The sequence below is a fragment of the Mesorhizobium sp. Arg314 genome, assembly GCF_053714275.1.
The window spans coordinates 39,680-62,313 of record NZ_JBSKBP010000017.1 but is presented as its reverse complement, the minus strand read 5'-3'; the positions used below and the strand labels follow the sequence as shown (position 1 = coordinate 62,313).

Annotated in this window: 15 protein-coding genes and 3 pseudogenes; 7 read left to right on the top strand and 11 right to left on the bottom strand. The window is 60.4% G+C overall.

What is annotated here, in order from left to right; genetic code table 11:
* Nucleotides 1-14: 14 nt before the first annotated feature.
* Nucleotides 15-1,025: a cytochrome d ubiquinol oxidase subunit II gene (gene cydB, locus ACWGS9_RS19495; protein WP_454506767.1), complete on the bottom strand. Its 1,011-nt coding sequence runs from the start codon at nucleotides 1,023-1,025 to the stop codon at nucleotides 15-17.
* Complete coding sequence (locus ACWGS9_RS19490) at nucleotides 1,022-2,425, bottom strand: cytochrome ubiquinol oxidase subunit I (protein ID WP_454506766.1); 1,404 nt, start codon at nucleotides 2,423-2,425, stop codon at nucleotides 1,022-1,024. Before ACWGS9_RS19490 ends, cydB begins: the two co-directional genes overlap by 4 nt.
* Nucleotides 2,426-2,761: 336 nt before the next feature.
* Between ACWGS9_RS19490 and ACWGS9_RS19485 the strand changes: the two genes are divergently transcribed.
* Together ACWGS9_RS19485 and hemA are read left to right on the top strand one after the other, a co-directional pair.
* Nucleotides 2,762-4,129 (top strand): NAD(P)/FAD-dependent oxidoreductase, encoded by a 1,368-nt coding sequence (locus tag ACWGS9_RS19485; protein WP_454506765.1) that lies wholly within the window; start codon nucleotides 2,762-2,764, stop codon nucleotides 4,127-4,129.
* A 65-nt stretch (nucleotides 4,130-4,194) separates the two neighbouring features.
* A complete protein-coding gene (gene hemA / locus ACWGS9_RS19480) occupies nucleotides 4,195-5,424 on the top strand; it encodes a 5-aminolevulinate synthase (protein ID WP_454506811.1) in 1,230 nt (409 codons plus the stop codon).
* 88 nt (nucleotides 5,425-5,512) lie between these two features.
* Here hemA and ACWGS9_RS19475 read toward each other — a convergent pair whose 3' ends face one another.
* Together ACWGS9_RS19475 and ACWGS9_RS19470 are read right to left on the bottom strand one after the other, a co-directional pair.
* A complete protein-coding gene (locus ACWGS9_RS19475; protein ID WP_454506764.1) occupies nucleotides 5,513-6,424 on the bottom strand; it encodes a helix-turn-helix domain-containing protein in 912 nt (303 codons plus the stop codon).
* 45 nt (nucleotides 6,425-6,469) lie between these two features.
* Nucleotides 6,470-7,372, bottom strand: a complete 903-nt coding sequence (locus tag ACWGS9_RS19470; RefSeq protein WP_454506763.1) for a helix-turn-helix domain-containing protein — start codon at nucleotides 7,370-7,372, stop codon at nucleotides 6,470-6,472.
* Between the two features lie 561 nt (nucleotides 7,373-7,933).
* Between ACWGS9_RS19470 and ACWGS9_RS19465 the strand changes: the two genes are divergently transcribed.
* Nucleotides 7,934-8,533, top strand: coding sequence for an NADPH-dependent F420 reductase (locus ACWGS9_RS19465; protein WP_454506762.1), 600 nt, complete (start codon nucleotides 7,934-7,936; stop codon nucleotides 8,531-8,533).
* A gap of 257 nt (nucleotides 8,534-8,790) precedes the next feature.
* Here ACWGS9_RS19465 and ACWGS9_RS19460 read toward each other — a convergent pair whose 3' ends face one another.
* Nucleotides 8,791-10,122, bottom strand: a complete 1,332-nt coding sequence (locus ACWGS9_RS19460; RefSeq protein WP_454506761.1) for an ATP-binding protein — start codon at nucleotides 10,120-10,122, stop codon at nucleotides 8,791-8,793.
* A gap of 771 nt (nucleotides 10,123-10,893) precedes the next feature.
* Here ACWGS9_RS19460 and ACWGS9_RS19455 point away from each other — a divergent pair.
* Complete coding sequence (locus tag ACWGS9_RS19455) at nucleotides 10,894-11,880, top strand: helix-turn-helix transcriptional regulator (protein ID WP_454506760.1); 987 nt, start codon at nucleotides 10,894-10,896, stop codon at nucleotides 11,878-11,880.
* Between the two features lie 66 nt (nucleotides 11,881-11,946).
* On the opposite strand, the pseudogene ACWGS9_RS19450 reads toward ACWGS9_RS19455, so the two are convergent.
* A pseudogene (locus ACWGS9_RS19450) lies at nucleotides 11,947-12,051 on the bottom strand (AraC family transcriptional regulator); the annotation flags it as partial.
* Between the two features lie 280 nt (nucleotides 12,052-12,331).
* On the opposite strand from ACWGS9_RS19450, the pseudogene ACWGS9_RS19445 reads away from it, so the two are divergent.
* From ACWGS9_RS19445 to ACWGS9_RS19435, 3 genes and pseudogenes are all read left to right on the top strand, one after another.
* Nucleotides 12,332-12,904, top strand: a pseudogene (locus ACWGS9_RS19445) (IS256 family transposase); the annotation flags it as partial.
* Nucleotides 12,905-12,969: 65 nt separating this feature from the next.
* Nucleotides 12,970-13,857, top strand: a complete 888-nt coding sequence (locus ACWGS9_RS19440) for a metal-dependent phosphohydrolase (RefSeq protein ID WP_454506759.1) — start codon at nucleotides 12,970-12,972, stop codon at nucleotides 13,855-13,857.
* Between the two features lie 519 nt (nucleotides 13,858-14,376).
* Nucleotides 14,377-15,444, top strand: a complete 1,068-nt coding sequence (locus ACWGS9_RS19435) for a cyclic nucleotide-gated potassium channel (protein WP_454506810.1) — start codon at nucleotides 14,377-14,379, stop codon at nucleotides 15,442-15,444.
* A gap of 14 nt (nucleotides 15,445-15,458) precedes the next feature.
* Here ACWGS9_RS19435 and ACWGS9_RS19430 read toward each other — a convergent pair.
* The 5 genes and pseudogenes from ACWGS9_RS19430 to ACWGS9_RS19410 all read right to left on the bottom strand — a co-directional run.
* Nucleotides 15,459-15,700: pseudogene (locus tag ACWGS9_RS19430) on the bottom strand (cyclic nucleotide-binding domain-containing protein); the annotation flags it as partial.
* A gap of 38 nt (nucleotides 15,701-15,738) precedes the next feature.
* Nucleotides 15,739-17,958 (bottom strand): mechanosensitive ion channel family protein, encoded by a 2,220-nt coding sequence (locus ACWGS9_RS19425; protein ID WP_454506758.1) that lies wholly within the window; start codon nucleotides 17,956-17,958, stop codon nucleotides 15,739-15,741.
* A gap of 454 nt (nucleotides 17,959-18,412) precedes the next feature.
* The gene (locus tag ACWGS9_RS19420; RefSeq protein WP_454506757.1) at nucleotides 18,413-19,477 is read right to left on the bottom strand and encodes an adenylate/guanylate cyclase domain-containing protein; all 1,065 of its coding nucleotides are present in this window, start codon (nucleotides 19,475-19,477) and stop codon (nucleotides 18,413-18,415) included.
* 3 nt (nucleotides 19,478-19,480) lie between these two features.
* Nucleotides 19,481-19,975 carry a Rab family GTPase gene (locus ACWGS9_RS19415; RefSeq protein WP_454506756.1) on the bottom strand — a complete coding sequence of 165 codons (495 nt, stop codon included), beginning with the start codon at nucleotides 19,973-19,975 and terminating at the stop codon, nucleotides 19,481-19,483.
* Nucleotides 19,976-19,988: 13 nt separating this feature from the next.
* A complete protein-coding gene (locus ACWGS9_RS19410; protein ID WP_454506755.1) occupies nucleotides 19,989-22,634 on the bottom strand; it encodes an OmpA family protein in 2,646 nt (881 codons plus the stop codon).

Sequence of the window (22,634 nt, the reverse complement as noted above, 5' to 3'; positions counted from 1 at the left end):
CGAGCCGGGATGCGTCAGTGATAGCCGATTTCGGGCCTCACCTTGCCGCGGAACACCCAGTAAGACCACGCCGAGTAGGTCAAGATGACCGGCAGCAGGAACAGGGTGCCGACCAGCAGGAAAGCCTGAGTGCGGGGAGAGGAGGCCGCCTGCCAGAGCGTGAAGTGATAGGGGACGATCATCGGGAAGAGACTGACGGCAATGCCGATATAGGACAGAAGAAAGAGCGCGATCGCGCCAAGGAAAGGGCTGGCCTCGGCGGTGCCGTTCAGTGCGCGCCAGGTGAAGAGGGCAATGGCCGCGGTGACAATCGGCACGGGGGCCAGCAGCACGGCGTTCGGCCAGGAGAACCAGCGGTCGGCCACGACCGGGCTCATCAGGGGCGTCCAGCCACTGACCAGCGCGATCGCCAGGAGCACGCCGATGAGGCAGACCCGACCCTGGCGGCGAGCGGCCGCCTGCAGTTCGCCATCGGTCTTCAGAATGAGCCAGCCAGCGCCCAGAAGGCCATAGCCGAACAGCAACGCAATGCCGGTGAGCACCGTGAACGGGCTCAGAAATCCGAACGACGTTCCGGCAAATTGCCGACCGGTGACCTGGAAGCCCTGAATGAAGCTGCCGAGCACCAGGCCCTGTGCGAAGGTCGCGATCCCGGAGGCGTAGCAGAAGGCATGATCCCAGAAGGTCTTGTTGGCGCCGTCGCGATAGCGGAACTCAAAGGCGAGGCCGCGAAACACAAGCGCCAGCAGCATGACCAGTATCGGGAAATACACGGCCGGGATGATGACGGCGAATGCCGTCGGGAAGGCGGCAAGAAGGCCGACGCCGCCGAGAATGAGCCATGTTTCGTTGCCGTCCCAAATCGGGGCGATCGAATTCATGATGCGGTTTCGCGATGCGGTATCGGGCGCAAAACCATAGAGCATTCCCACTCCGAGATCGAAACCGTCGAGCAGGACGTAGAAGAAAACCGCGAGCCCCAGGATCAGCGTCCAGATCGGCACCAGGTCGAGGATCTCGTTCACAGGATGTCTCCTTTCACGGTGGATGCTGTTCCGGCCAGGACGGGCGCGACCGGCCGTCCGCCTTCGATCTCATTGCGTTCCTCGGTCGATTGCGCCGGACCCTTGCGGATTGCGCGCAACATCAGAACGAGGCCCCACGGGTAGATGATCAGGTAGACCACTATGTAACCGAGGAGCGAAAGCGCGACGTCGCCGGCGGTCAGGGAAGGCGAAACGGAATCCGCAGTGCGCAGCAGCCCATAGACGGTCCACGGCTGGCGCCCGACCTCGGTAACGCACCATCCAGCAATCACCGCGACAAAACCGATCGGCGCCGCGAGCTCGCACAGCCGCAGGAACAGGGGGCGGTCAAAGAGCTGCCCGCGAAACCTGAGCCAGCCTCCCAGCACAACCAGTCCAAGCATCAGCATGGCGCAGCCAACCATCGCGCGGAAGGCGAAGAAGGGGATGGCGACCGGCGGACGCTGGTCGGCCGGAAAATCCTTGAGACCCTTCACCTCGCCGTCGATGGAATGCGTCAGGATAAGGCTTCCGAGATAGGGGATCTCGATGGCGAAGTCGTTGCGCTCCGACTGAGCGTTCGGAATGGCGAAAAGCGTCAGTGGCACGCCCGAGCCTGTCTCCCATCGCGCTTCGATTGCCGCCAGCTTTGCCGGCTGGTGCTCGCGTGTGTTCAACCCGTGCTGATCGCCGATGAACATCTGCAAAGGCACCAGCACCGTCAGCAGCCACAGCGCCATCGAGAACATGGTGCGGCCCTCTTCGGGCGAATGCCTTTTTCGGATGAGGTAGGCGCCAACGGCCAGCACAACGAAAGCAGATGTTACGAAGAAGGCGACGACGGTGTGCGCCAGCCGATAGGGGAAGGAAGGGTTGAAGATCACTTCGATCCAGTCCTTCGGAAAGAACTGCCCGCCGATGATCTCGTATCCGGCCGGCGTCTGCATCCAGCTGTTGGCGGACAAGATCCAGAAGGAGGAGAACAGGGTCCCGAGCGCGACCATGAGCGCTGCCACGAAGTGGGCCCACGCCGGCACCAACTGGCGGCCGAACAGAAGAACCCCCAGGAAAGCGGCTTCGAGGAAGAATGCCGTCAGGCCTTCATATGCGAACAAGGGCGCGAGCACATTGGAGGTCGCGGCGGCATAGTTGCTCCAATTGGTTCCGAACTGGAACGGCATGATGATGCCGGTGACCACTCCCATGCCGAAGGCGATGGAGAAGATCTTGATCCAGAACGTCGAGATGCGTGCATAGACCGCGCGTCCCGTCGCCAGGTGAAGGCCCTCCACCACAGCGATGAAGGATGCAGCCCCGACCGTGAAGGCGGGCAGAAGAATATGCCAGCCAATAACCCAGGCAAATTGGATGCGAGATAGAAATACGGGATCGAAGTCCATGTTGCAGCCTTTCCGCGGTGCGCGCCAGGACGCCACGGCGCTCGGATACTGACTGATGGATTTGGCTCTAATTGGCTCGCGTTTCTTGTATGGCGTTGCCTCTTCAGGAACGTTTTCGCCTTTTTCGGGCTGGCGGCTAACTGTCGACGATTCAGCACGCGGATCCGTTGGGAAACAGTCGATCTGAAACAGGCATCCAACGGGCGGAACAGGGCGAAGACGTTCAACCGATGGCAATGCCGTACAAGAAGCGACGTCTGCCCACGAGCTATTGGATCAGCATCCGGGCGCCAGTCTGGACACGCGATCGAATAAGATGTTGCGAGGTATCTCCCGGTGAGCGCACTGTACGCACAGAATGGCCCTCAAGAGGATCTGGGACCCACGGATGGCGGGAAGGCCGCACGTCCCAGAGTGGTGATCGTTGGTGCAGGCTTTGCAGGAATTGCCGCGGCGCGAGCCCTGAAAGGATCTGAGGCGGACGTTCTTCTAATCGACCGGCGTAATCATCACATATTTCAGCCACTCCTCTATCAGGTCGCGACCGCGGTGCTTGCTCCTTCCGAAATAGCGGCACCGGTTCGGCAACTGGAAGTGAAGCAGGCAAACCTGAATGTCCTGCTTGGCGAAGTCACTGGCGCTGACCTGGCCCGGCGGGCCGTCGATGTCGTGAGCCCAGGCATCGGCATGCGCAAAATCCGGTTCGACTTCCTCGTGGTCGCTACCGGCATGCAGCCGAGCTATTTTGGTCACGACGAATACGCGCTTCACGCCCCAGGACTGAAAACCCTCGGCGATGCCGATCTGATCCGGACGAAAATCCTCAGCGCCCTGGAAACGGCCGAAGCGACCGATGACGAGAACGAGCGGACCAGACAAATGACTTTCGTGCTGGTCGGTGCCGGCCCGTCAGGTGTGGAACTCGCGGCATCGTTGGCCCACATGATGTCGGTCACCCTTCGCGGGAATTTTCGCCGCATCGACCCTTCAATGAGCACGATTATCCTGCTCGACGGCGGCGATCGGATTCTGCCGAGCTTCGCGCCGTCGCTGTCGGCAAAGGCGGCCAAGCGACTCGCCAAATTGGGCGTTCGGGTGCTCACTGGCGTCAAGGTGGACAAGGTCGACGAGATTGGCGTGATCGCGGCCGGTGAGAGGATCGCAAGCGCCACCGTCCTGTGGACGGCGGGTGTCGCCGCATCGCCGATCGTGAAGTTGCTCGGCGCCAATACCGATCGCGCCGGCAGAGCCGTGGTGGAGCCTGGCCTGAACATTCCAGGCATGTCGGATGTGTTCGCCGTGGGTGACACCGCCTCCATTCTGCAAGATGGTCGACCGGTCCCAGGTGTCGCGCAAGCGGCAATTCAGCAAGGCAACTATGTGGGACGTCTGATATCGGATCGGATCAACGGCCGGCAGCCGAAGGGCGCCTTCAGATACCACGACAAAGGCAACATGGCAGTCGTCGGCAAGAATTTCGCAGTTCTCGAGGCCGGCAAAATCAAGACGAGCGGCTTCGTCACCTGGCTCATCTGGGCTTTCGTTCACCTGACCTCTCTCCCACAGCTGCAAAATCGCTGGAGGGTGCAATCGCAATGGCTATGGTCGTATGTGACGGGGCAGCGGAGCTCGCGGTTGATCGCCGAGCCGCCGCGGCCTGCGAAAAATGCGCAAGGCGTGAAACAGGAGCCAGTTGCGCCGTGACGGCCTCAGCAATCGAGCTGACCGGTGGCCGCCGCCAACCCGGCAACTCTCCATTAGTGACGGCGTTGAACTACGACGGCTTCTTTGCCGGCGCTCTCGCACGGCTGCGCCAGGAGCGACGCTACCAGGTCTTCATCGAGATCGAGCGAATAGCCGGCCGCTGCCCGTGGGCGATGTGGCAATCTCCCGATGGGCCGCGGGAAATCGCCGTCTGGTGCTCCAACGATTATCTGGGAATGAGCCAGCATCCGAAAGTGCTGGATGCCATGTGCAAGACCGCGATGCGTGTCGGGGCTGGTGCAGGCGGCACGCGCAATATCGCCGGAACAAACTCTCCGCTAGTCGGGCTCGAGCATGAGGTTGCCGATCTGCACGGCAGGCCGGCGGCTTTGATCTTCACGTCGGGTTACATCTCCAACCAGGCTGGCATCTCGACTATCGCGAAGCTGATGCCGGATTGCCTGATCCTGTCTGACGAGCTCAACCATTCATCCATCATCGAGGGTGTCCGCCACTCCGGCGCGGAGCGGAAGATCTGGCGTCACAATGACGTGGCCGACCTCGAGCGGCACCTGGCGTCAGCTGACCGGCATCGCCCCAAGCTGATTGTGTTCGAAAGCCTCTACTCCATGGATGGCGACGTCGCGCCGATCGCCGAGATCTGCGCGCTTGCACAGCGCTATGACGCAATAACCTATTGCGATGAAGTGCACGCGGTAGGGCTGTATGGCCCACGGGGCGCGGGGATCGCGGCTCGCGATGGCGTCATGAACCAGGTCGACATAATCGAAGGAACACTGGCAAAGGCTTTTGGCTGCCTCGGCGGATACATTGCCGGTGCCAGCAACGTCATCGACGCCGTTCGATCGTATGCGCCCGGCTTCATCTTCACGACGGCGCTGCCACCGTCGATCTCGGAAGCGGCGACCGCCGCGATCCGGCATTTGAAGACTTCCGAGGTGGAGCGACAACGTCACCGCGACCGCGTCGAACGGGTCAGGTCGTCCCTGGCCGGCGCCGGCCTGCCTCTCATTGCCACCGACACGCACATCATCCCGGTGCTGGTGGGTGATCCCGAGCGGTGCAAAATGGCAAGTGACCTGTTGTTGCAGGATCACGGAATCTACATTCAGCCGATAAATTACCCCACGGTGCCGAGAGGGACCGAACGGCTGAGGATCACGCCCTCTCCATTCCATGACGACAGGCTCGCGGCTGCTCTTACCAGGGCGATGGTCGACGTCTGGCGTCGACTGGACCTGCCGCTCGTTCGACATCCGTTGGCAGCTGAGTAGGAGCGGAAATCTGACCGGCCGGGCGGGCGAAACCAGTGACTCCGCCCACCGGTTTCTAGTGCCGGCGCCGGGCGCGAGAGCAGCGGCCTTAGCTGGTAAGGGATCGACGCCAGGCGCCAGGGCTGGTGCCGACCATTCGCGTGAAGACGCGCGTAAAGTGGGCTTGATCGGCAAAGCCGCATGCAAGCGCGACGTCGGCGATGGTATGAGCCGCGTCCTGAAGCAAGGTCTTCGCGTTCTCGATACGCCGCTGCAGCAGCCATTGGTGTGGCGCCAGTCCCATCGATGCCCGAAAGGCCCGGACGAAATGGCTTCGCGACAACCCGCACTCGGTGGCAAGAGCACGCAACGAGATGTCGCTGCTCAGATTCGCCTCGATGAGATCTCGGGCGCGTCTCTCCTGCCACGATGCCAGACCGCCCTGAGCCCGGCGTGCCGCAGGCTGCATGTTGCCGTAGGCTTGCGCAAGATGAATGCCCACGGCCAGTGTCACGTGATCGACAAAGACACGGCTGACCTGTTCCGGCTGCGCGAATGCTGCCAGCAGCGAATTGCCGAGGCACTGCATGGTCGTGTCTGCAACGCCTTCCCCTGGATTATACACCAGCTCGCCGATGCGTGGAGCATTGGCGTCGTCGGCAATCGCATTGAGCGCGGCACGCGGCAGGTAGAAATGAATCGAATGGTGAGGCTTGTCGATGAAGACAATCGGACTGCGTTTCAGATCATAAAGGACCGTGTCACCCGTGCGCAGCCATGACCGTGGCGCGTGCTTGCCGTCCTCCCAGTATTCATGATTCGGGTAATCGCGCAGCATCAGTCCGATCGTATACCCATCCTCGCGCGGGATAGGGTCCGTGGGGCCAATGCGTGGGCTGTCGCATCGTATCTCGGTGGCGGCTATCTCGGCGTTTCTAAGGGTTCGCGTGACGAACGCAGGGGCAGCTTCAAGTCCGAACTTGTCGCCGAACTTGTCGCCGTAAGCTTCGCTCTGGGACATGTTCTCTCGCCTCCTTGTGTCATGACCGCTATGTTCGCTCTCGGTTCAGAAATGGGCGCCCAATTCGCTGGGCCCGGTGTAGTTGCCTCGCCGCCACGAGCCGGGGCTTTCGCCGACCCATTCGGAGAAAACACGCGTCATGTGGCTCTGATCGGCGAAGCCCACATTCTTGGCGACCTCGGCAATGGTAAGCTGCGGCTCGAGCAGCAACCCCTTGGCGGTTTCCACCCTGTGCCTCATCAGCCAGCGCTGCGGCGGGATCCCCGTCGACTGCGAAAAGGCGCGCGAGAAATGACGGGTGGACAACCTGCATTGCGCGGCGATCTCGGGCAGCGAAATCTCGCGTTCGAGATTGCACTCGAGCATTTCGCGAGCGCGTTTCAGCTGCCAGGGGGCGAGCCCGCCGCGGCGAATCTCTGCCGTTTTCCTGTCGGCAAAGCGCGCGATGAAGTGAACCACGGCGGCCCGGGCGACGTTGCCGACAAACAGCAAACTTGCCTCGCGCGGACGCAGCAGCGCCGGCTCCAGGGCGATCGCGAGACGGCAAAGCGTATCATCGGCGGCGTCGAAGGACGGCTCACAGCCGAGGCTCTCTACTGGGCAGTAGCCATTTTCCTCCGCCACGGCCGTCAGCGCCGGGCGAGGGAAGTAGAATTGGATGCTGCGAGGCACGTTGTGGTGGTGCGGCTGCGTCAGACGAAGATCCACAAATCTGACAGTCCCGAGCTCTGCCCGGCCTTCAAGGTGCTCCGGCAGTGAAACGGCCACGATGAACGCGTCAGCGCGTGAGAGCGATATCGGTGCCGCGGAGCTGCCGCAGTCGGCCTCGACAAGGCTTACGATAATCTCCTGACGCCTGGGCTGCCGGCCGGTCGGATTCTGAGGTCGGCATTGCGACGGCAACCAGCTCCCGTTTGCGCCAACAGCGTCTGCCTGTATCGCGAACAATTCGGACCTCCTGTGCCTGACGGCATTCTTTCTTGAGCGCACGGGCCTCGTGATGTAGTCGGGAAGCCTCGGCCTTGCGTGACGGAAATTCTGTTCCCGCAGGGGTGGATTTACCTAGTAATTTCTTGAAAAGCAGCGATTCATACTGGTTGGCTCTTTCTTGATCTTTACAAGGGGCGCACCGCTTGGGTTTTAGACAAAAGTCGTATGCGCCGATCTGCAATGCCATCAACTCCATGGCGAACTGGCCGGAAAATCGCCATTCTGGCCTACCAGTAAAAGAGATGTTTGCGGTTCAGCGCAGATGAATGGAGATTGGGCTGCCTGACGTCGGCGATCATTTGCAAGGTTTTACGAACATTTACTCGAAACACCTGCCCATGAAGCGCATCATCAATGATGCTATACGACTTTAGCCGTCTGACATTGTTATGTGGACATGCTGTTGACCCAAGGCAGCTCCGAGGAAAATGTCGTTGATCGAGTCATGGCGACATCGGTCGGCAAACATCAATCAAGGCCAATCTGCGCCTTGTCCGGCCCACGGGAGCGAGGCTGAGCATGATCGTCGGTATTATCGGCGCGGGCGCGGTTGGCAAGGCGGTTACCGGCCTTCTCCTGGGAGTCGGCATCCGAGTGGTGATGTGTAACAGCCGCGGCCCAGACTCGGTGGCCGATGTGGTACACCGATTGGGACCGGGGGCGACAGCGGGAACGTTGGAGCAGGTCGTTCAACCGGAAATCATCTTCCTTGCGGTGCCATGGTCACAGGTGCCAATCGTGCTGACCGACATTCCGGACTTCGAGGGTCGGATTCTTATCGATGCCACCAACCCGCTTGAACCGTCGGCGGGCCGAAGGGGCGAGCTGGAGGCGCGCACCTCAAGTGAAGTCGTGACGGATCTTGCGTCCGGCGCACGTGTGGTCAAGGCGTTCAATACTTTGCGCGCGGATGTTCTCGCCCTGGGTCCGCGACATGGCTTGGGACGGCGAGTGATCTTCTTCTCTGGCGACCACGCCCCCTCCAAAGCGGAGGTCGGACGGCTCATCGGCCGCATGGGCTTTGCCGGCGTGGATTTGGGAAAGCTGGCGGAGGGCGGACGACTGCAGCAAGTTCCCGGAGGACCGTTGTCGAATCTCGATCTGATCAGGCTGGAGTGATCAAGCTCCGTCAACTTCTCGGTGAATTGGGCGTTGAACCGAGGCGTCCCAGCAAAGGCAGCAGCGACCTTCTCGATAATTCGACGGGCTATCCAAACATCCGGTCCACGACCATCGAAGGCCCCAGCATGTCGTGCCCAGTCCGGGGGAGCCATCGCACTGTCGGATGGATCGGACCCATTAATTTCGGCTCGTTCGAGCGGGTTGCCAAAATGTTGCAAAAACGATGCGATATTGGCTGGTGTTCGCCACTCTTCTCAAGCTTCCTTCTCAAGTGCGTAGGCGCGAGTGGTGTCAAGCAGGCGATAGAATACTTCCTGGTCGCCAACCTCGGTCGACACCAGCGACTTGGCCACCAGGTTGGCCAGTTTGGCGATCGACGAGGCCGAATCCGCATCCTGCCCAGCTGCCACGGCGACAGCTTCCCGGAGGGTGAAGCTGCCGGAGAAAACCGCCAGCCGCCGTAGCATCGCCTGCTCATCGTTCGAAAGCAGCTCGTAACTCCAGTCAAGCATCGCCCTCAGCGTCCGATGTCGGGGCAATGCCGTTCTTCGACCTTGCGCGGCCAGCCTGAACGTCTCGCCAAGGCGCTGGGCGATGCCCTGAACTCCGAAGACGTCGACATATGCGGCAGCCATTTCTATAGCGAGCGGGATTCCGTCAAGCCGGCTGCATATCTCGCCTACAACCGGTGCGTCGCTGTCGCTCAACTCGAACAAATCGTAATTGGAGGCGGCCCTCTCCGCAAAAAGCCGAACCGACGCGAATTGAAGTGCCTGGGCCGTGGTAAGCTTTTCCATGCTTGGAGGCGTGGCGAGCGACGGCAGACGGTGCACCCGTTCGCCCGCGGCACGTAGCGGCTCGCGACTTGTCGTCAGAACACTGACGCCGGGCGTATTCGTCAATACCTCCTCGGCGAACGTCGCGCATGCCTCAATCAAATGTTCGCAGGTATCGATGATCAACAAGGCGTCTTGATCGTGCAGGAAGGCGATCAGATCTGCCATGGGCTCCTCGGAGGAGACAGGCACTCCGATGGCGCACGCGATCGTGCTGGCGACAAGCGTGGGCTCCGAGACCGAAGAAAGATCCACGAAATAAACACCGTTCGAGTAGCTCTGGGCGACGCGCTCGGCGACCGCGACGGCGGTGGTGGTTTTGCCGATGCCGCCCGGTCCGATAATGGACACCAGGCGATGGTGGTAGAGGAGAGCAGAAACGGCGCGGAGTGTTTCATCCCGGCCGACAATGCGGGTGAGCATGATGGGCAGGTTTCGACCAGGCCGAGATGTGGGGATTTCCGGCGTGACGCTCTCGAAGTTATCGTTGGCCTTCAGCGCTGCGATGAAGCTGTAGCCTTGGCCGGCCCGGTTGACGATGTAGCGGGCGTCCCCCTGTCCCTCGCCGAGAACCCGGCGTAGCGCCGCGATATGAACCCGCAAATTGGCCTCGTCAACGAAGGTGCCTGGCCAAACGAGGTTCAAGAGTTCGCTTTTGGCGACAATCTGACCGGGGCGCGATACCAGGGCGATCAGGATGTCGATCGCGCGACTCCCCAAGCGGACGGGTCGCTCTCCCTCGAAGAGCAACTTCCCCTCAAGCAGGAGCCGGAAGGGCCCGAATGCTACCTCGCGACCCGACGACTCCGACGATGAAACCGCCACACGTCCAATCGCTCCGTCCTGTAAGGCAGCACTGCGTCGAGCGAAACGAGCCAGGACAGGGTATGCGGCCATTCGAACTTCCGGACTGGTTTGGCCACCCGATGCAGCGACCTGAATCGCCCATTGGCCAGTTTTCTCTTGTCCACCGGGGGGAAGCGGCGCGTCCCAGTAGCTATGATTTCCAGGTGCTGTTTCAGCGTCCATCATGTACGACTGTCCGGGAGATCGTCAACGCAGTCTACGTCCCAGATCGGGCGGAAAGAACTCATATGCGCCGCCGCCAGGCCAATTTGAACCCCCATGCGCCAACGTCCAAGATCTTTGCCCGCAGGCGCGTCTTGGCACCGTGCTCACCGCGTCGGGGCGTAGCTTCCATAGCGCTGTGTCTTAGCCGCTTGCGCGAAGTGCACCATCAAGGCGACATGCAGCGTCACGAAGCCCGCCGGTGCCTCGAATGGAACACTTAAATCACCAGCAACAATTGGCCGGCAAAGCGAGAAGGACCTCAGATTGATTGCCGGCAAACAGACTGATGCCGCCTCAGGTAGCCTGGGCCTGTGTGCGCCATAAGGCCCCTTAGTTGAACCTGTGCGCGCCAAGTGGGAAGGATCACCGTTGCGGATGGTCCGGTTACAGGCTTACAGTCGGACAAGGGCTGGGCATGGGCTCCCATGCACTCGTCCGGAGAGGGTTCCAGTGCAAGACGAGGATCACGACCCGATCAAACGCTGGTCGACCGGGAGTGTGCCGCAACCGAAACGGCTGGACTATTTCGCCGCGGCGCTCAGCGAGGCCATATATCCGGTTGCCCTGACGCATGGGGATCCGCAATCTTTTCGCGCGGAAGCAAGTTTGGCGCGGCTGGGCAGTGTCGACGTTTGCAAAGCGACTGGGTCACCGCATGCTGGCGCCCGTGGCCGACAGGAACTAGCCCGCACCGGGGATCACCGCTTCAATCTCCTGATGACGCTGCAGTCACCCTGGACCGCGCATCATCGCGGTTCGCTCCGCATGTTGCAGCGCGACGTCCTGATTATCGATTCGGAGCATCCGCTCAAGGTCGACATTGACGAGGCGTTCGTCGCAATCAATGTGGTTGCTCCGGATTCCTGGGTGCGGCAGTGGCTTCCAAATCCCCATCTGGTCGCCGCCAAGCGAATTCCCGGCAACTCGCTTTGGGGACACGCCCTATCGTCTTTCCTGAGCGAGTTGTCCCCCGAATTGGCCGCCGCACCGCCTTTGCCGCTGTCGGTAATCGCAGATCAGGTAGGCTCCTTGCTTGCCCTTACAGCAAGCGGTCTGATGCAGTTGACCGAGGAGAGCACGCCGGCCACACGGTCACTGCATAAACGCATCGACGATTGTCTCGCCCAGCGTTGCACCGAATGGCAGCTGACCGCGGCCGATGTGGCAAGCGCCTTGAACATTTCCGTGCGGACTCTCCACCGTGCGCTGGCGGCAGCGAACGAGACGTTCGGACGAAGGCTGATCGACGCAAGAGCCCAGGTTGCATTGCGGATGCTGACCTCACGGTTGTTTAGGCGAGTGACGACTGGAGAGATTGGAAGGCGCGCCGGCTTCTCGAGTGCCTCCCATTTCGCGCGAGTGGTGCGCAGCCGCACGGGAAAGACGCCGTTGCAGCTCAGGCGAGCGGCCGAAACTAGCTCTTCGGACGAGGTGTAAGCTGTTATCGACAATGACATGGCTGGCTACCAACCGGTCTTGGATTACGTGGTTCCTTCTCCAGGCGCCGGGCGATACTTCCGCGACCATTCGGAATGCGCGTGTAAAGTGGCAGCGACCGGCAAATCCGCTGGCAAGGGCTACGTCGGCCAGGCTGTCGCCTCGTTTCAAGAAGCACCCTTCGCGCGTGCTGTACCTTCGCAGCTACACCCAGCGATCGATGAATCGATAGTGATGTGACACAGGCTTGCTGAGCTGATTCGACGTCCACTTTAACGAGGCGGATGATGGCAAGGGCACTCAGCGAGGAGCAACTTCAGACAGGGCTAGCCAAGTGCGTTGCTACGCGATTCCGGGTTGTGTGCTGAGAGTTCTGCAAATTCGCTGAGAGAGGGCGGTCATGGCAGGCTGGTGATTGTTCACGTCACCGATTCCGCGAAGGAACGCCACCATGACCAAGACTGAAGATAAATCCGCCATAGCCGCCGTCAAAGACATTCTGCTTTCGAACCCGGATGGATTGCACGAGGTTATCCGCGCGGTGATGCAGGAGGTGCTCGAGGCCGAGATGGATGAGGCGCTGGGTGCTTCGAAGAGCGAGCGCACGCCGGAGCGTCTTGGCTATCGCTGTGGCTATTACGGCCGCACCCTTGTCACGCGGGTCGGCAAGCTTGAGCTGCGGGTTCCGCAGGATCGGGCGGGCCGCTTCTCCACCGAATTGTTCGAGCGCTATCAGCGTTCCGAGCGCGCTTTGGTGGCCACCCTTGCGGAGATGTACGTGCAGGGCGTATCGACCCGAAAGGCCAAGGCGATCACCGAGGAGCTGTGCGGTCATGCCTTCTCCGCCTCGTCGATCTCGGCCATCAACAAGCGGCTGGACGAGAGCCTGAAGGCCTTTGCCGAGCGGCCGCCCTTTGCCTATCTCATCCTCGACGCTCGCTACCAGAAGGTGCGCGAAGCCGGCATCGTCACGAGCCAGGCGGTGCTGATTGCGGTCGGCATCGACTGGGACGGGCGGCGCCAGAACCGTGCTAGGATGGCCGCCGCGGCGCGACTTGTCGAACTTCAAAGCGCTCAGGAACGATCGTCATGCTCAATCCAATCTCCATCATGGCCGACAGGCTCGGCGACTATCTGTCAGAACTCTATCTCCAGTATTTCTCGCATCGCAATCCGGAATATGCGAGCTACATAGGCGGGGCGGCCCGCCTTGTCCTGGAGCGGATCGGCAATTCGAACGCCCTCTATCACAACATCGAGCACACGCTGATGGTTACGCTCGCTGGCCAGCAGATCATCCGCGGCCGGCTGCTTTCGGAATCCCTGACCCCCGATGACTGGCTGCATTATACCTGCGCGCTGCTTGTCCACGACATTGGGATGGTGCACGGCGTGTGCCAGGGCGACACCGAGGATAGCTTCGTCATTAACGAGGCCGGCGAACGCCACACGCCACCCCGCGGCGCCTCCGACGCGGTGCTTGCGCCCTATCATATCGAGCGCGCCAAGATCTATGCGCGCCAACGTTTTGGTTCCTCGAAGTTCGTCAACGAGGAGCGCATTGTCGAGGCGATCGAGATGACGCGCTTTCCGGTACCGAACGATCCGGCCTACCAGGTCACCGACACCGAGCCTGCGCTGGTCAGGGCCGCGGACCTGATCGGCCAGCTCGCTGATCCCTTCTACCACCGCAAGCTGCCGGCGCTGTTTGCCGAGTTCTCTGAGATCGGGATGGTGGAAAAGCTCGGTTGCAAGACCGCCGCCGATCTCGGCGCCATCTTCACCGATTTCTTCACGCTGCAGGTTGAGCCCTATATCGGCGACGCTATCCGATATTTGGAACTGACGACCGAAGGCAAGCAGTGGATAGCCAACCTCCACAGCAACCTGTTCCAGTCCGGGCATCGCCCGGCCAGGATTGGGCCGTTCCCCGGCGTGTTGCAGTCGACCCCGGCGAGCCTTTTGGTGGGAACTTAAGAACCCGGGATAGTTTCGTTTTCCGCCGGTGCCAAGCCGGCAGAGATTGCATGCGGCTGCTGTCGACGAAGATAAACGCAGGGTCGAGGTGCCACGCCAGGATCGCGAAAATTAAATTGTTGCCGCACAAGGAGCCGATGAATTTTCTTTCCCATCTGCCCGGTGGGGACACATGTCATTGAGCAGGCAATCGCGGTTGATATTCCAGCGAAGCTTCGGCTTGCCCACATACCTTTGTGTGGATCGGGCTCGAGTGAAAACGACGGTCCGATATTTCAGTTCTCCGTCGCGATCCCATGGCGCCTTTTCTCCGAAGCTGACCTTCGCGGAACCTTGTTACAATTGTCCGGATCGGGTCATTCTCGTCGGTTGTGGCCTATCTGTTCACGTCAGGTCACGAAGCAATCCCGGACATCTGAGTTTACCGTTGTTGATGCATTTCACAGCGACGGCAGGCACCTTTACGTTTGCCTTGAAGGCATCCTATTTTGGAGGGTAGTAACCGCTCGTGGGCATAGAATGTCGGTACTGCCTTTCCTAAGAATCTACGCGCCGCCCAACGCGGTGCTGGCTGCGCCTGGGCTTCTGGCGGTGGCTGCGCTCACGATACCGGACATGTCCGGACGAAGCAGACTGGCTTTGGTTGCCGTGCTCGCTGTCATTTGGGGCGCCTATCTCCTGCAAATGGCCGCGACGCTGCTCAAGCGGCGGGCGGGAGACGTTAGGGACAGGACGCCGGCAATCGCCATCGATGTGCTCGCGGTCTTGGTTCCACTCGCCGCATTTCTGCTCGTCGGCACGCCCGACCGGAGCCTCTACTGTGCTGTCTGGCTGCTGAAACCGCTGCGCGACTCGACCTTCTTCCCGGTGCTGGGCAGGGTGCTGGCCAACGAAGCGCGCAACCTGATCGGCGTCACCACGCTCTTCGGCGTCGTTCTGTTCGCTGTCGCGCTCGCGGGCTATGTCATCGAGCGCGATATCCAACCGGAAAAGTTCGGCAGCATCCCCCAGGCAATGTGGTGGGCGGTGGTCACGCTGTCCACGACCGGCTATGGCGACGCCATTCCGAAAAGCTTCGCCGGCCGCGTCCTTGCCGGGGCTGTCATGATGAGTGGCATCGGCATCTTCGGGCTCTGGGCTGGCATTCTTGCCACCGGCTTCTATCAAGAAGTCCGTCGCGGGGATTTCGTCCGTAACTGGCAATTGGTCGCCGCCGTGCCGTTGTTTCAGAAGCTCGGCCCGGCCGTGCTGATCGAGATCGTGCGCGCGTTAAGACCTCGCATTGTGCCGGCGGGCGCCGTGATCTGCCGCAATGGCGAGATCGGTGATCAGATGTTCTTCGTCGTGGAGGGGCGCGTCAGCGTCGCGACGCCGAATCCGGTGGAGCTTGGCCCTGGCGCCTTCTTCGGCGAGATGGCGCTGATCAGCGGCGAACCGCGTATGGCGACCGTCAGCGCCGCAACGGCGGTCTCACTGCTGTCGCTGCACTCGGCGGATTTCCAGATGCTGTGCAGCAGCAGCCCGGAGATCGCGGAAATCATCCGCAAGACCGCGCTCGAGCGGCGCGGCGCGGCGCCGATGGCTTGACGGTACTAGGTGTGCATCTGGCGGGACATGTCCATGCCCGAGGGAGTGCGAAAGACCCGCACGCCGGTTGCGTTGATCGCCTCGGCGAAGAAGTGGTGGGTGGTGTCGCCTTCGAAGCCGAAAGTTTCTCCCGCCAGATGGAACGCGCTGATCTGCCTGCGGTCATCGGCAAGCAGGCGATAGATGCGGACGGCCCCGAATTCGACCTGGTAAGGGCGCCGGCTTTTTCGCCTTGAGCGTAGATCTCGGTGGCGGCCAGATCCCCGATCTCGGGCATTAGGTGCCACAGCTTTCCTACTCCGTCATGCTAGCTTTTTTTCTGCGCCGATTGGTGTGCGACTGCGCGACGGCCATTTTCAACTCGGGTGTGGCCTCCACAGGCGCATTCTCTGCCCCATGTGGGTTTTGTAGCCCTTCGACGTGGACGGTCGGAAATGGCAGTTCGATGCCCTGCTCCTTGAAGACTTGGCGGAGGCGTACGTAGAATTTGCGTTTCATACTGAAGGCGCCTCCCGGCCTGGTCGTGACCTTGACCCTCAGTACGATGCCGTACTCGCCGAATTCCTGCACGCCCTGCATTTTGATCGGTGAGATCACCCAGTGTTTGAATTCGGGATCTTCCGCCAGTTCGAGGCCGATTTGCTTGATCAGCTTGCGAGCGAAGTCGATATCGGTGTCATAGCCGACGGTGATGTTGAATTTGTCGGTGACCCAGTCACGGCTCTGGTTCTGGACTGCTCCGAGTTCACCGAAAGGTATTGTGAACAGCGGGCCACGATGGTGGCGCAGCTTCACCGAGCGCAGCGAAAAGCTTTCCACAGTACCCTTGTAGTTGCCCGAGGAAATATATTCGCCGACACGAAACGCATCGTCGAGCAGAAAAAACACGCCTGAAATGACGTCCTTGACTATGGTTTGTGCCCCAAACCCCACAGCGACACCAACGACGCCAGCGCCGGCGATCAGTGGGCCGATCTGGATACCCATCGAGGCGAGCATCATCAGCACCGCCATCACCACGATCACTGCGAGCAGAATATTCTGAAGGATCGGCAACAGCGTGTGCAGCCGCGCCTGATGCGGATCAAGCGTCGGGACGTCCTCGTCGCCGATCACCGGGTGCGGTATTTCGATGCCCAGCTTTCGCTCGATCAAGGCCTTGATGATCGACCAGCCGAAATCGGCTGCGAGGGTAATGACCACGACATCGATCAAGCCGCGCAATATGAACGTCGTCGTCGTATCGCTGTCCCGCATGGACTGCATGTCCAGACCCCAGACACGCGCGAGAAAGTAAGCCGCCGCCAGGATCAAAATCATCCGGACTCCGCGATCGATGACAGCGATCGTCACCGCTGGGATCGTAGGCCGGCCAGCTTCCTCCGAACCCGGCCGCAGGACGAAATTGACTCCACGCTGCGTCAGCACGATTGCCAGGGGCAGGAAGAATGCGGCGAAGGTGAACCAGAAGAATACATAAAGGCCGGCAATGCGCTGCAGGAACAGAACGACGAAATAGGAAGTCAACAACCATGTCGCTGCCGTGTGGCCGCTTTGGTGCTCACCCTCTCGCTGCGTTCTTGGCCGGCGCCAGACCGCAAGCAACAAGAGCAGCAGCAGCACGAAATCGGCGCCAACCGACAGGACCATCATCCCGTCCCGATCGATGCCGAGACCCGGCAAGAGGACGAACGCGGCGGCGAAGAAGGCGAAGACGCCGGCGATCCGGGCTATCCAATAGGACCAATGGTCAGCCGTTTCGTTGGTGATCGGCAAAGCACGAACCTCGACGGCGTTGTCGACATGCATGAAGGCAGGGACGAGCATGGCGATGGCGTACGTGCGAACACCCCACGTCGCGACTGCAGCCATCAGAAATGTCAGCACGATCTCACGGATGAGCATTGGCCAGTCGAACAACATGAACGCGCCGGCGCTGCCCAACGCGAACGAGACGATCAGCAGGCTGGAATAAAGCGTGCGGCCGCCGATCTTCTTGGCCCGCCCGATAGGCGTGTCCTTCGGCTGCGAGATGATCCAAAGACGAAATGGACGGGTGAGCTTGTACGTTGCCCAGGTGAGCGCCAGGCCGGCAGCGATGAACATCGCGATCAACAAAAGCACGCCGGCAGATCCCTTGCTGGACATATCCTCCATGGTCGCCGCCCGAACGCGCGCGAACTGGCCTGGCAGCGAGGGCAATGTTCGCGCGATTCTTTCGATATGATGCCTGATCCGGTCGAGCGTCGAGGAGGCCATCGTATTCATCTGGCCTGGTGCGGCCGGGGGGTCGGACGATGCCTCGGCCGGCGAAGGTCCTGTCTTGGCAGGCACTCCGGTTGACCCGGCGTTTCTTTGTTCGGCCACCCAGGCCTTCACTGAGGGATCGCCGAGAAGCTCGAATAGCTGTTTGACTTTTTCAGGCGGGACGGCCGCCGGCGCCTGCGCCTGTGCCGGGCAAGCCAAAAAGAAGGCGATCCCAAGGATGAGCGGCCTGGCAATCAGGACAAACATCGCAGCCAACTCTCCGGGACGTCGTGCCGGGCGCGCCTGATTCTTGGCTCCCAATCTTAGATTCATGAGTGGCATCGTGCTGCAACCTTCCGGTCAAATCGGCAAGCAACGACATCTATGTCCGCCGTTGCTCCTACCTTGAAGAAACCAAAGTTGCGGTGCAAGACGTCATCGTTCCGAGTTTGCGCCGGGTACCTGGCGGCGCCGGCCTCCAGCCATTCTGCGCCGAAATCGCCTTCGTGGCAGTGAACTGGACAAAGCTATTCCTAACTGAAAGAGCGCGTTCTTCATTGGTGCCGATTGTCGCGGAACAAAACGGAGCGATACGGGGAGCTTTTCGATTTCGAACCACGAAAAGCACGCCGAAATCAACAATCTTAATATGTCCTCCGGGCTCACCATTATCGTATTTTTCAATGATTTACGGGTCGGCACTGCCGAGGGCAAATCAAGCCTAGAGCCGCCACATTCGCACTCGACCTGTACCTCGCAATTCCGTTTCCCCGAGCGGCTCGCAAGCAAATTCCGGCCCAAGCAATTGATGAGTCGCATCCGAGATACGGATCTCATCGGGCTCCGCAGCCTTTTGGATGCGCGCGGCGAGATTGACGGTGTCGCCCCACAGGTCATAGACAAACCGCCTTTTGCCTATGACGCCCGCCACGATCGGTCCGGAGTGAATTCCGATCCTGAGGCTTAGCGGTTCTCCCGCGAAGCGCTCGCGCCTGGCCGCCTCCCGCAGTTCGAGGGCATAGTGCGCAAGGGCTTCAGCATGATCGGACCGTGCGACGGGCAGGCCGGCGACCGCCATCACACAATCGCCGATGGTCTTGATCTTTTCGCAACCATATTGTTCCGAGAGCAGATCCGCCGACTTGAAGAAGTAATTTAGAATAGCGAGCGTCATCACGGCTCCGACGCTCCGCGCTCTTTCCGTAAAACCGACGATGTCGGCAAAAAGCACACTGACCTCCGCGTGGTTGTCCGCAATCTGCTCGTCCGCTTTCAGTCGCTCCGCGATCGACGCCGGAAGAATGTTGAGGAGCAGGGATTCGGCGCGGCGGTATTCGCGCGACAATCCCTCCTGGCTCTCCCTCAACGCGTCGTTCGTCGATTGCAGCTTGGCATTGAGTTGACGCTCCCTCTCTTGCAGAAGCGTCATTTCATAAGCCTTCTGTTGAAGCCGCTGTTGGCTGTAGCGTTCGGCAGTGGCGTCGAGAAAGAGCAACCAGACCGAGCCGCCGTCGCCAAAGAGATGAAGGTCCGCGACACGCCCGCCGGGCAGTTCCACCATGGGCATATGATAGGGAAGCTCAGGGCAGGGCAGCAGACCTTCCATGAATTCAAGCTGATCGGCAACCGGCTTGCCGGTGCGAAGCGACGCGAGTCCGTAATGTTCAATGTTGCCGCCCTTCGCGGCTATGCATTGCCTGGCGTCGATTTTCAGATATGCGGCAGAGCGCTCATTATAGAAGAAATCGTATAACCAGCTTCTGACTTCTTTCGGCAAGCCGGGCATGGTCTACTTGGCGACCATCGATGCAAGCTGACGAAACGCATCGTCAACACGTTCGCCCGAAAGCGCGCTTGTCAGATAGATTTGCCATCCCCGTTGCCTCAATTCGTCTATCTCACCATCCGATATCGCCCACCGGTCGGTCAGATCGGATTTGTTGAACAGCACTACGAACGGCATGGCGCCGAATTCAGCCTCGGCCAGCTCGCGCAGGGAGAGCGCCACAGCGAGAGTAGCGGGCCGGGTTCCATCGACGACAAGCACGAGCCCGGTCGCACCTCGCACGTAGCTGACGCGGAATGAGCCGATATCGTCTTCGCCGGCCAAATCCCATAAAATCAGATCCACGGCTTTGTCCGGGAGTACGACACTCTTCTTGTCGATTTTCACGCCCACCGTGGTCAGGTAGTTTTCCGAGAAGATGCTTTGCACAAACCTGCGCACCAGGCTCGTCTTTCCAACTGCGAAGCCGCCCAACATGCAGATCTTTTTTTGCAGCATCCTGGGCCCCGCGCTACTCCAGGTTCACAGTAATCGAGACCCGGCGATTGGTGGAGCTCCCAGTTTGACTGTTTTCAGGCACCGCCGGCTCAAAGGTGCCTGCCCCCCGAACCTGCAGCAGTTCCGGAGCGACGCCGCGCTTGTTGAGAAGCGCACGAACTGTCTCGGCGCGGGCGGCGCTGATCGACGCGTTGGCTGTCTCACGGCCCGTGGTGTCCGAATGCCCGGTCAACATGAACCGCGCTGTTACGCCTGACTTGCGGGCATTTTGGGCGAATTCCTTTATTTGATCCGCCAACCTGTCGAGAAGCGGTGTTTGCTCTGGTCCCGGCACAACTTTGCCGGAAGAGAAGAAAATATCGGTCGTCTGGATAGCCTCTCGCAAATAATTAAGTTCTGCAAGGTTCAGCTCACGCAGCTGCGAGACATCCAGAACCACTCCGTCCGCCGAAAGTTGTTCGGCGGCGGCCTGCGCCCGGCTGATCCAGCCGGCAGGTGCCTCACCCACGACAACGATGCGACCCTGGACGATCGAAAGCCGAACCGATTTCGGCGGGGTCAGCGACGCCGTCAGCCGCTTCACCACGAACTTCGGATCAAGACTCTGATAGAATTGCCACTGTGCATGAACGCGGGCCGGATCAACCTCCGTCCCGGACAGCAAAGCTCGCGGGTCGGCGGCAAGCGGATCTCTCAGGCCGGAAATGTAGAAATGTCCGCCCCTCGCCGTTTGTTGAGCGACGATGATTCCCGGTTGGGCCTCAAGTCGCGACACGTAATACTGCCAGTGCTCCGCCGCGCGCGCTTCAGGGCTCACATCGCGAACCCTGGAGATGTCGAATTCCGGTCCGCCTGCCGAAAGCTGTCGGGCCGCGGCGCGCGCCCGATCTATCCAGGTGTCGGGAGCCTCACCCTCGGCAACGATGCGATCATTGACGATCGAAAGTCGTACTGTATCGGGCGGATACAGCGACGCCGTCAGCCGCTTCAACACGAACTCCGGCTCAAGGCTCTGATAGAACTGCCACTGCGCATGAACCCGAGCGGGATCGACCTGCGTTCCAGACAACAGCGACTGCGGGTCGGCGCCAAGTGGGTCTCTCAGGCCGGCAACATAGAATTGGCCGTCGCGCACATTTTGTTCGGTAACGATGATGCCCGGCTGGGTCTCCAGTCGCGACACATAGGCCTGCCAGCGTTCCTCCGCGCGTTCTTCACGGACCCCGGCGAAATCGAATACCGGCCCGCCCGCCGAAAGCTGCTGGGCGGCGGCCCGCGCCCGGTCGATCCACGCGGCAGTAGCCTCGCCCTCGGCAACGATGCGATTGTCGACGACTGAAAGAAGTACCGACGCGGGCGGCGCCAGCGACGCCGTCAGCCGCTTCAAGACGAACTCCGGCTCAAGGCTCTGATAGAATTGCCACTGTGCATGAACGCGAGCGGGATCGACCTGCGTTCCGGACAACAGCGACTGCGGGTCGGCGGCGAGCGGATCTCTCAGGCCGGCAATATAGAATTGGCCACCGCTAATCTTTTGTTCGGCGACGACGATGCCCGGCTGGGTCGCCAGTCGCGACAGGTAAGCCTGCCAGCGCTGCCCGGATTGCCAGGAAAGAAAGAACCAGCCGCCGGCCGCGATCAAAACCAGCAGGATTGCCGATACCACCAGCCACGGAAATCCCTGATTTGAATCCGCGTGCTGCAGTTCAACGCAGGTCTGCAACTGCGTCTCTACGCCGAGCACTTTCGAACTGTCGCCGTCGAACCGCTCCAAAGCCTGTGAGGATTCATCGTGGATGCGAAGCAATACATCGCGAATTACTTCGTGTAATTCCTCCGGCGGATTTCCCCGGATCACAGCAACCAGGGTCGCAAACGGTCCAACCTCCGACCAGAGGCGAAGCTCCCCGAAACGGATCGTGTCCAGTCCGCTCTGTTCTTTCTCGTTGAATGAATCCTTCACAAAATCCTGGATTGCGCTCAGCATCGAGGAAATCAGCTGAGGGTCTTCGCTGGTGGCGTTTTCGGCAGTTACATGTGCGATCAAAAGCCCGGAACTGCGGCTGATGAGAAAGACATGTTCGACACGATAAACAAGAGAATGATTAAGAACGACTTCCGAGAAGCTTGTGCCCGTTCGCCAGGCTTCAAATCTCCACTTGAGCCCATGCCAGGTGAATATATGTCTTAAAGACTCATTCAGCGACTGAAAGGTCTGGTCGATTTTTTCGCCGATCGACTTGCGGATAGCCGGCAGAAACACCGGGTATAATATATCCGTCAGCGTGTGGGGGTTCTTCTGGATGGACCGTTGCGCAGCCATTTCGACAGCCGGCGCAAGGGCCTCGCCGAGTTGCGCATGAGAAGAACGTGCGGCCGCGTCCGGGAGAACGTTCCCCACCGCAGCCGCAAGCTGCTCGGGTTCGTCGAGCAGGTGCGTGACTCGTGAAAGCTCTGAAATTTCGCGGCTGACCAGCAACTGGCGCAGCGTTTCCATGCGAGGATCAGCGGTTGGAACTCCGTCGAAACGCGCACGGTAGTCCGGATCAACGTTCCGGGCAATTTCGATTAAAAGACGAGCCAGAGCCTCGCGATCAATCTCTGTATCGTTCGAGGCTGTTCTTTGCGGAAGGTTGATTGGGTCGACGGTTGACGTCAA

What these genes read in the sequence shown, in the direction of transcription:
- ACWGS9_RS19420 (WP_454506757.1), bottom strand. Translation starts at nt 19,477, where the DNA reads ATGCCCGGCTTGCCGAAAGAAGTCAGAAGCTGGTTATACGATTTCTTC.
- ACWGS9_RS19465 (WP_454506762.1), top strand. Translation starts at nt 7,934, where the DNA reads ATGATCGTCGGTATTATCGGCGCGGGCGCGGTTGGCAAGGCGGTTACC.
- ACWGS9_RS19435 (WP_454506810.1), top strand. Translation starts at nt 14,377, where the DNA reads ATGTCGGTACTGCCTTTCCTAAGAATCTACGCGCCGCCCAACGCGGTG.
- ACWGS9_RS19415 (WP_454506756.1), bottom strand. Translation starts at nt 19,975, where the DNA reads ATGCTGCAAAAAAAGATCTGCATGTTGGGCGGCTTCGCAGTTGGAAAG.
- ACWGS9_RS19475 (WP_454506764.1), bottom strand. Translation starts at nt 6,424, where the DNA reads ATGTCCCAGAGCGAAGCTTACGGCGACAAGTTCGGCGACAAGTTCGGA.
- ACWGS9_RS19490 (WP_454506766.1), bottom strand. Translation starts at nt 2,425, where the DNA reads ATGGACTTCGATCCCGTATTTCTATCTCGCATCCAATTTGCCTGGGTT.
- ACWGS9_RS19440 (WP_454506759.1), top strand. Translation starts at nt 12,970, where the DNA reads ATGCTCAATCCAATCTCCATCATGGCCGACAGGCTCGGCGACTATCTG.
- ACWGS9_RS19425 (WP_454506758.1), bottom strand. Translation starts at nt 17,958, where the DNA reads ATGTTTGTCCTGATTGCCAGGCCGCTCATCCTTGGGATCGCCTTCTTT.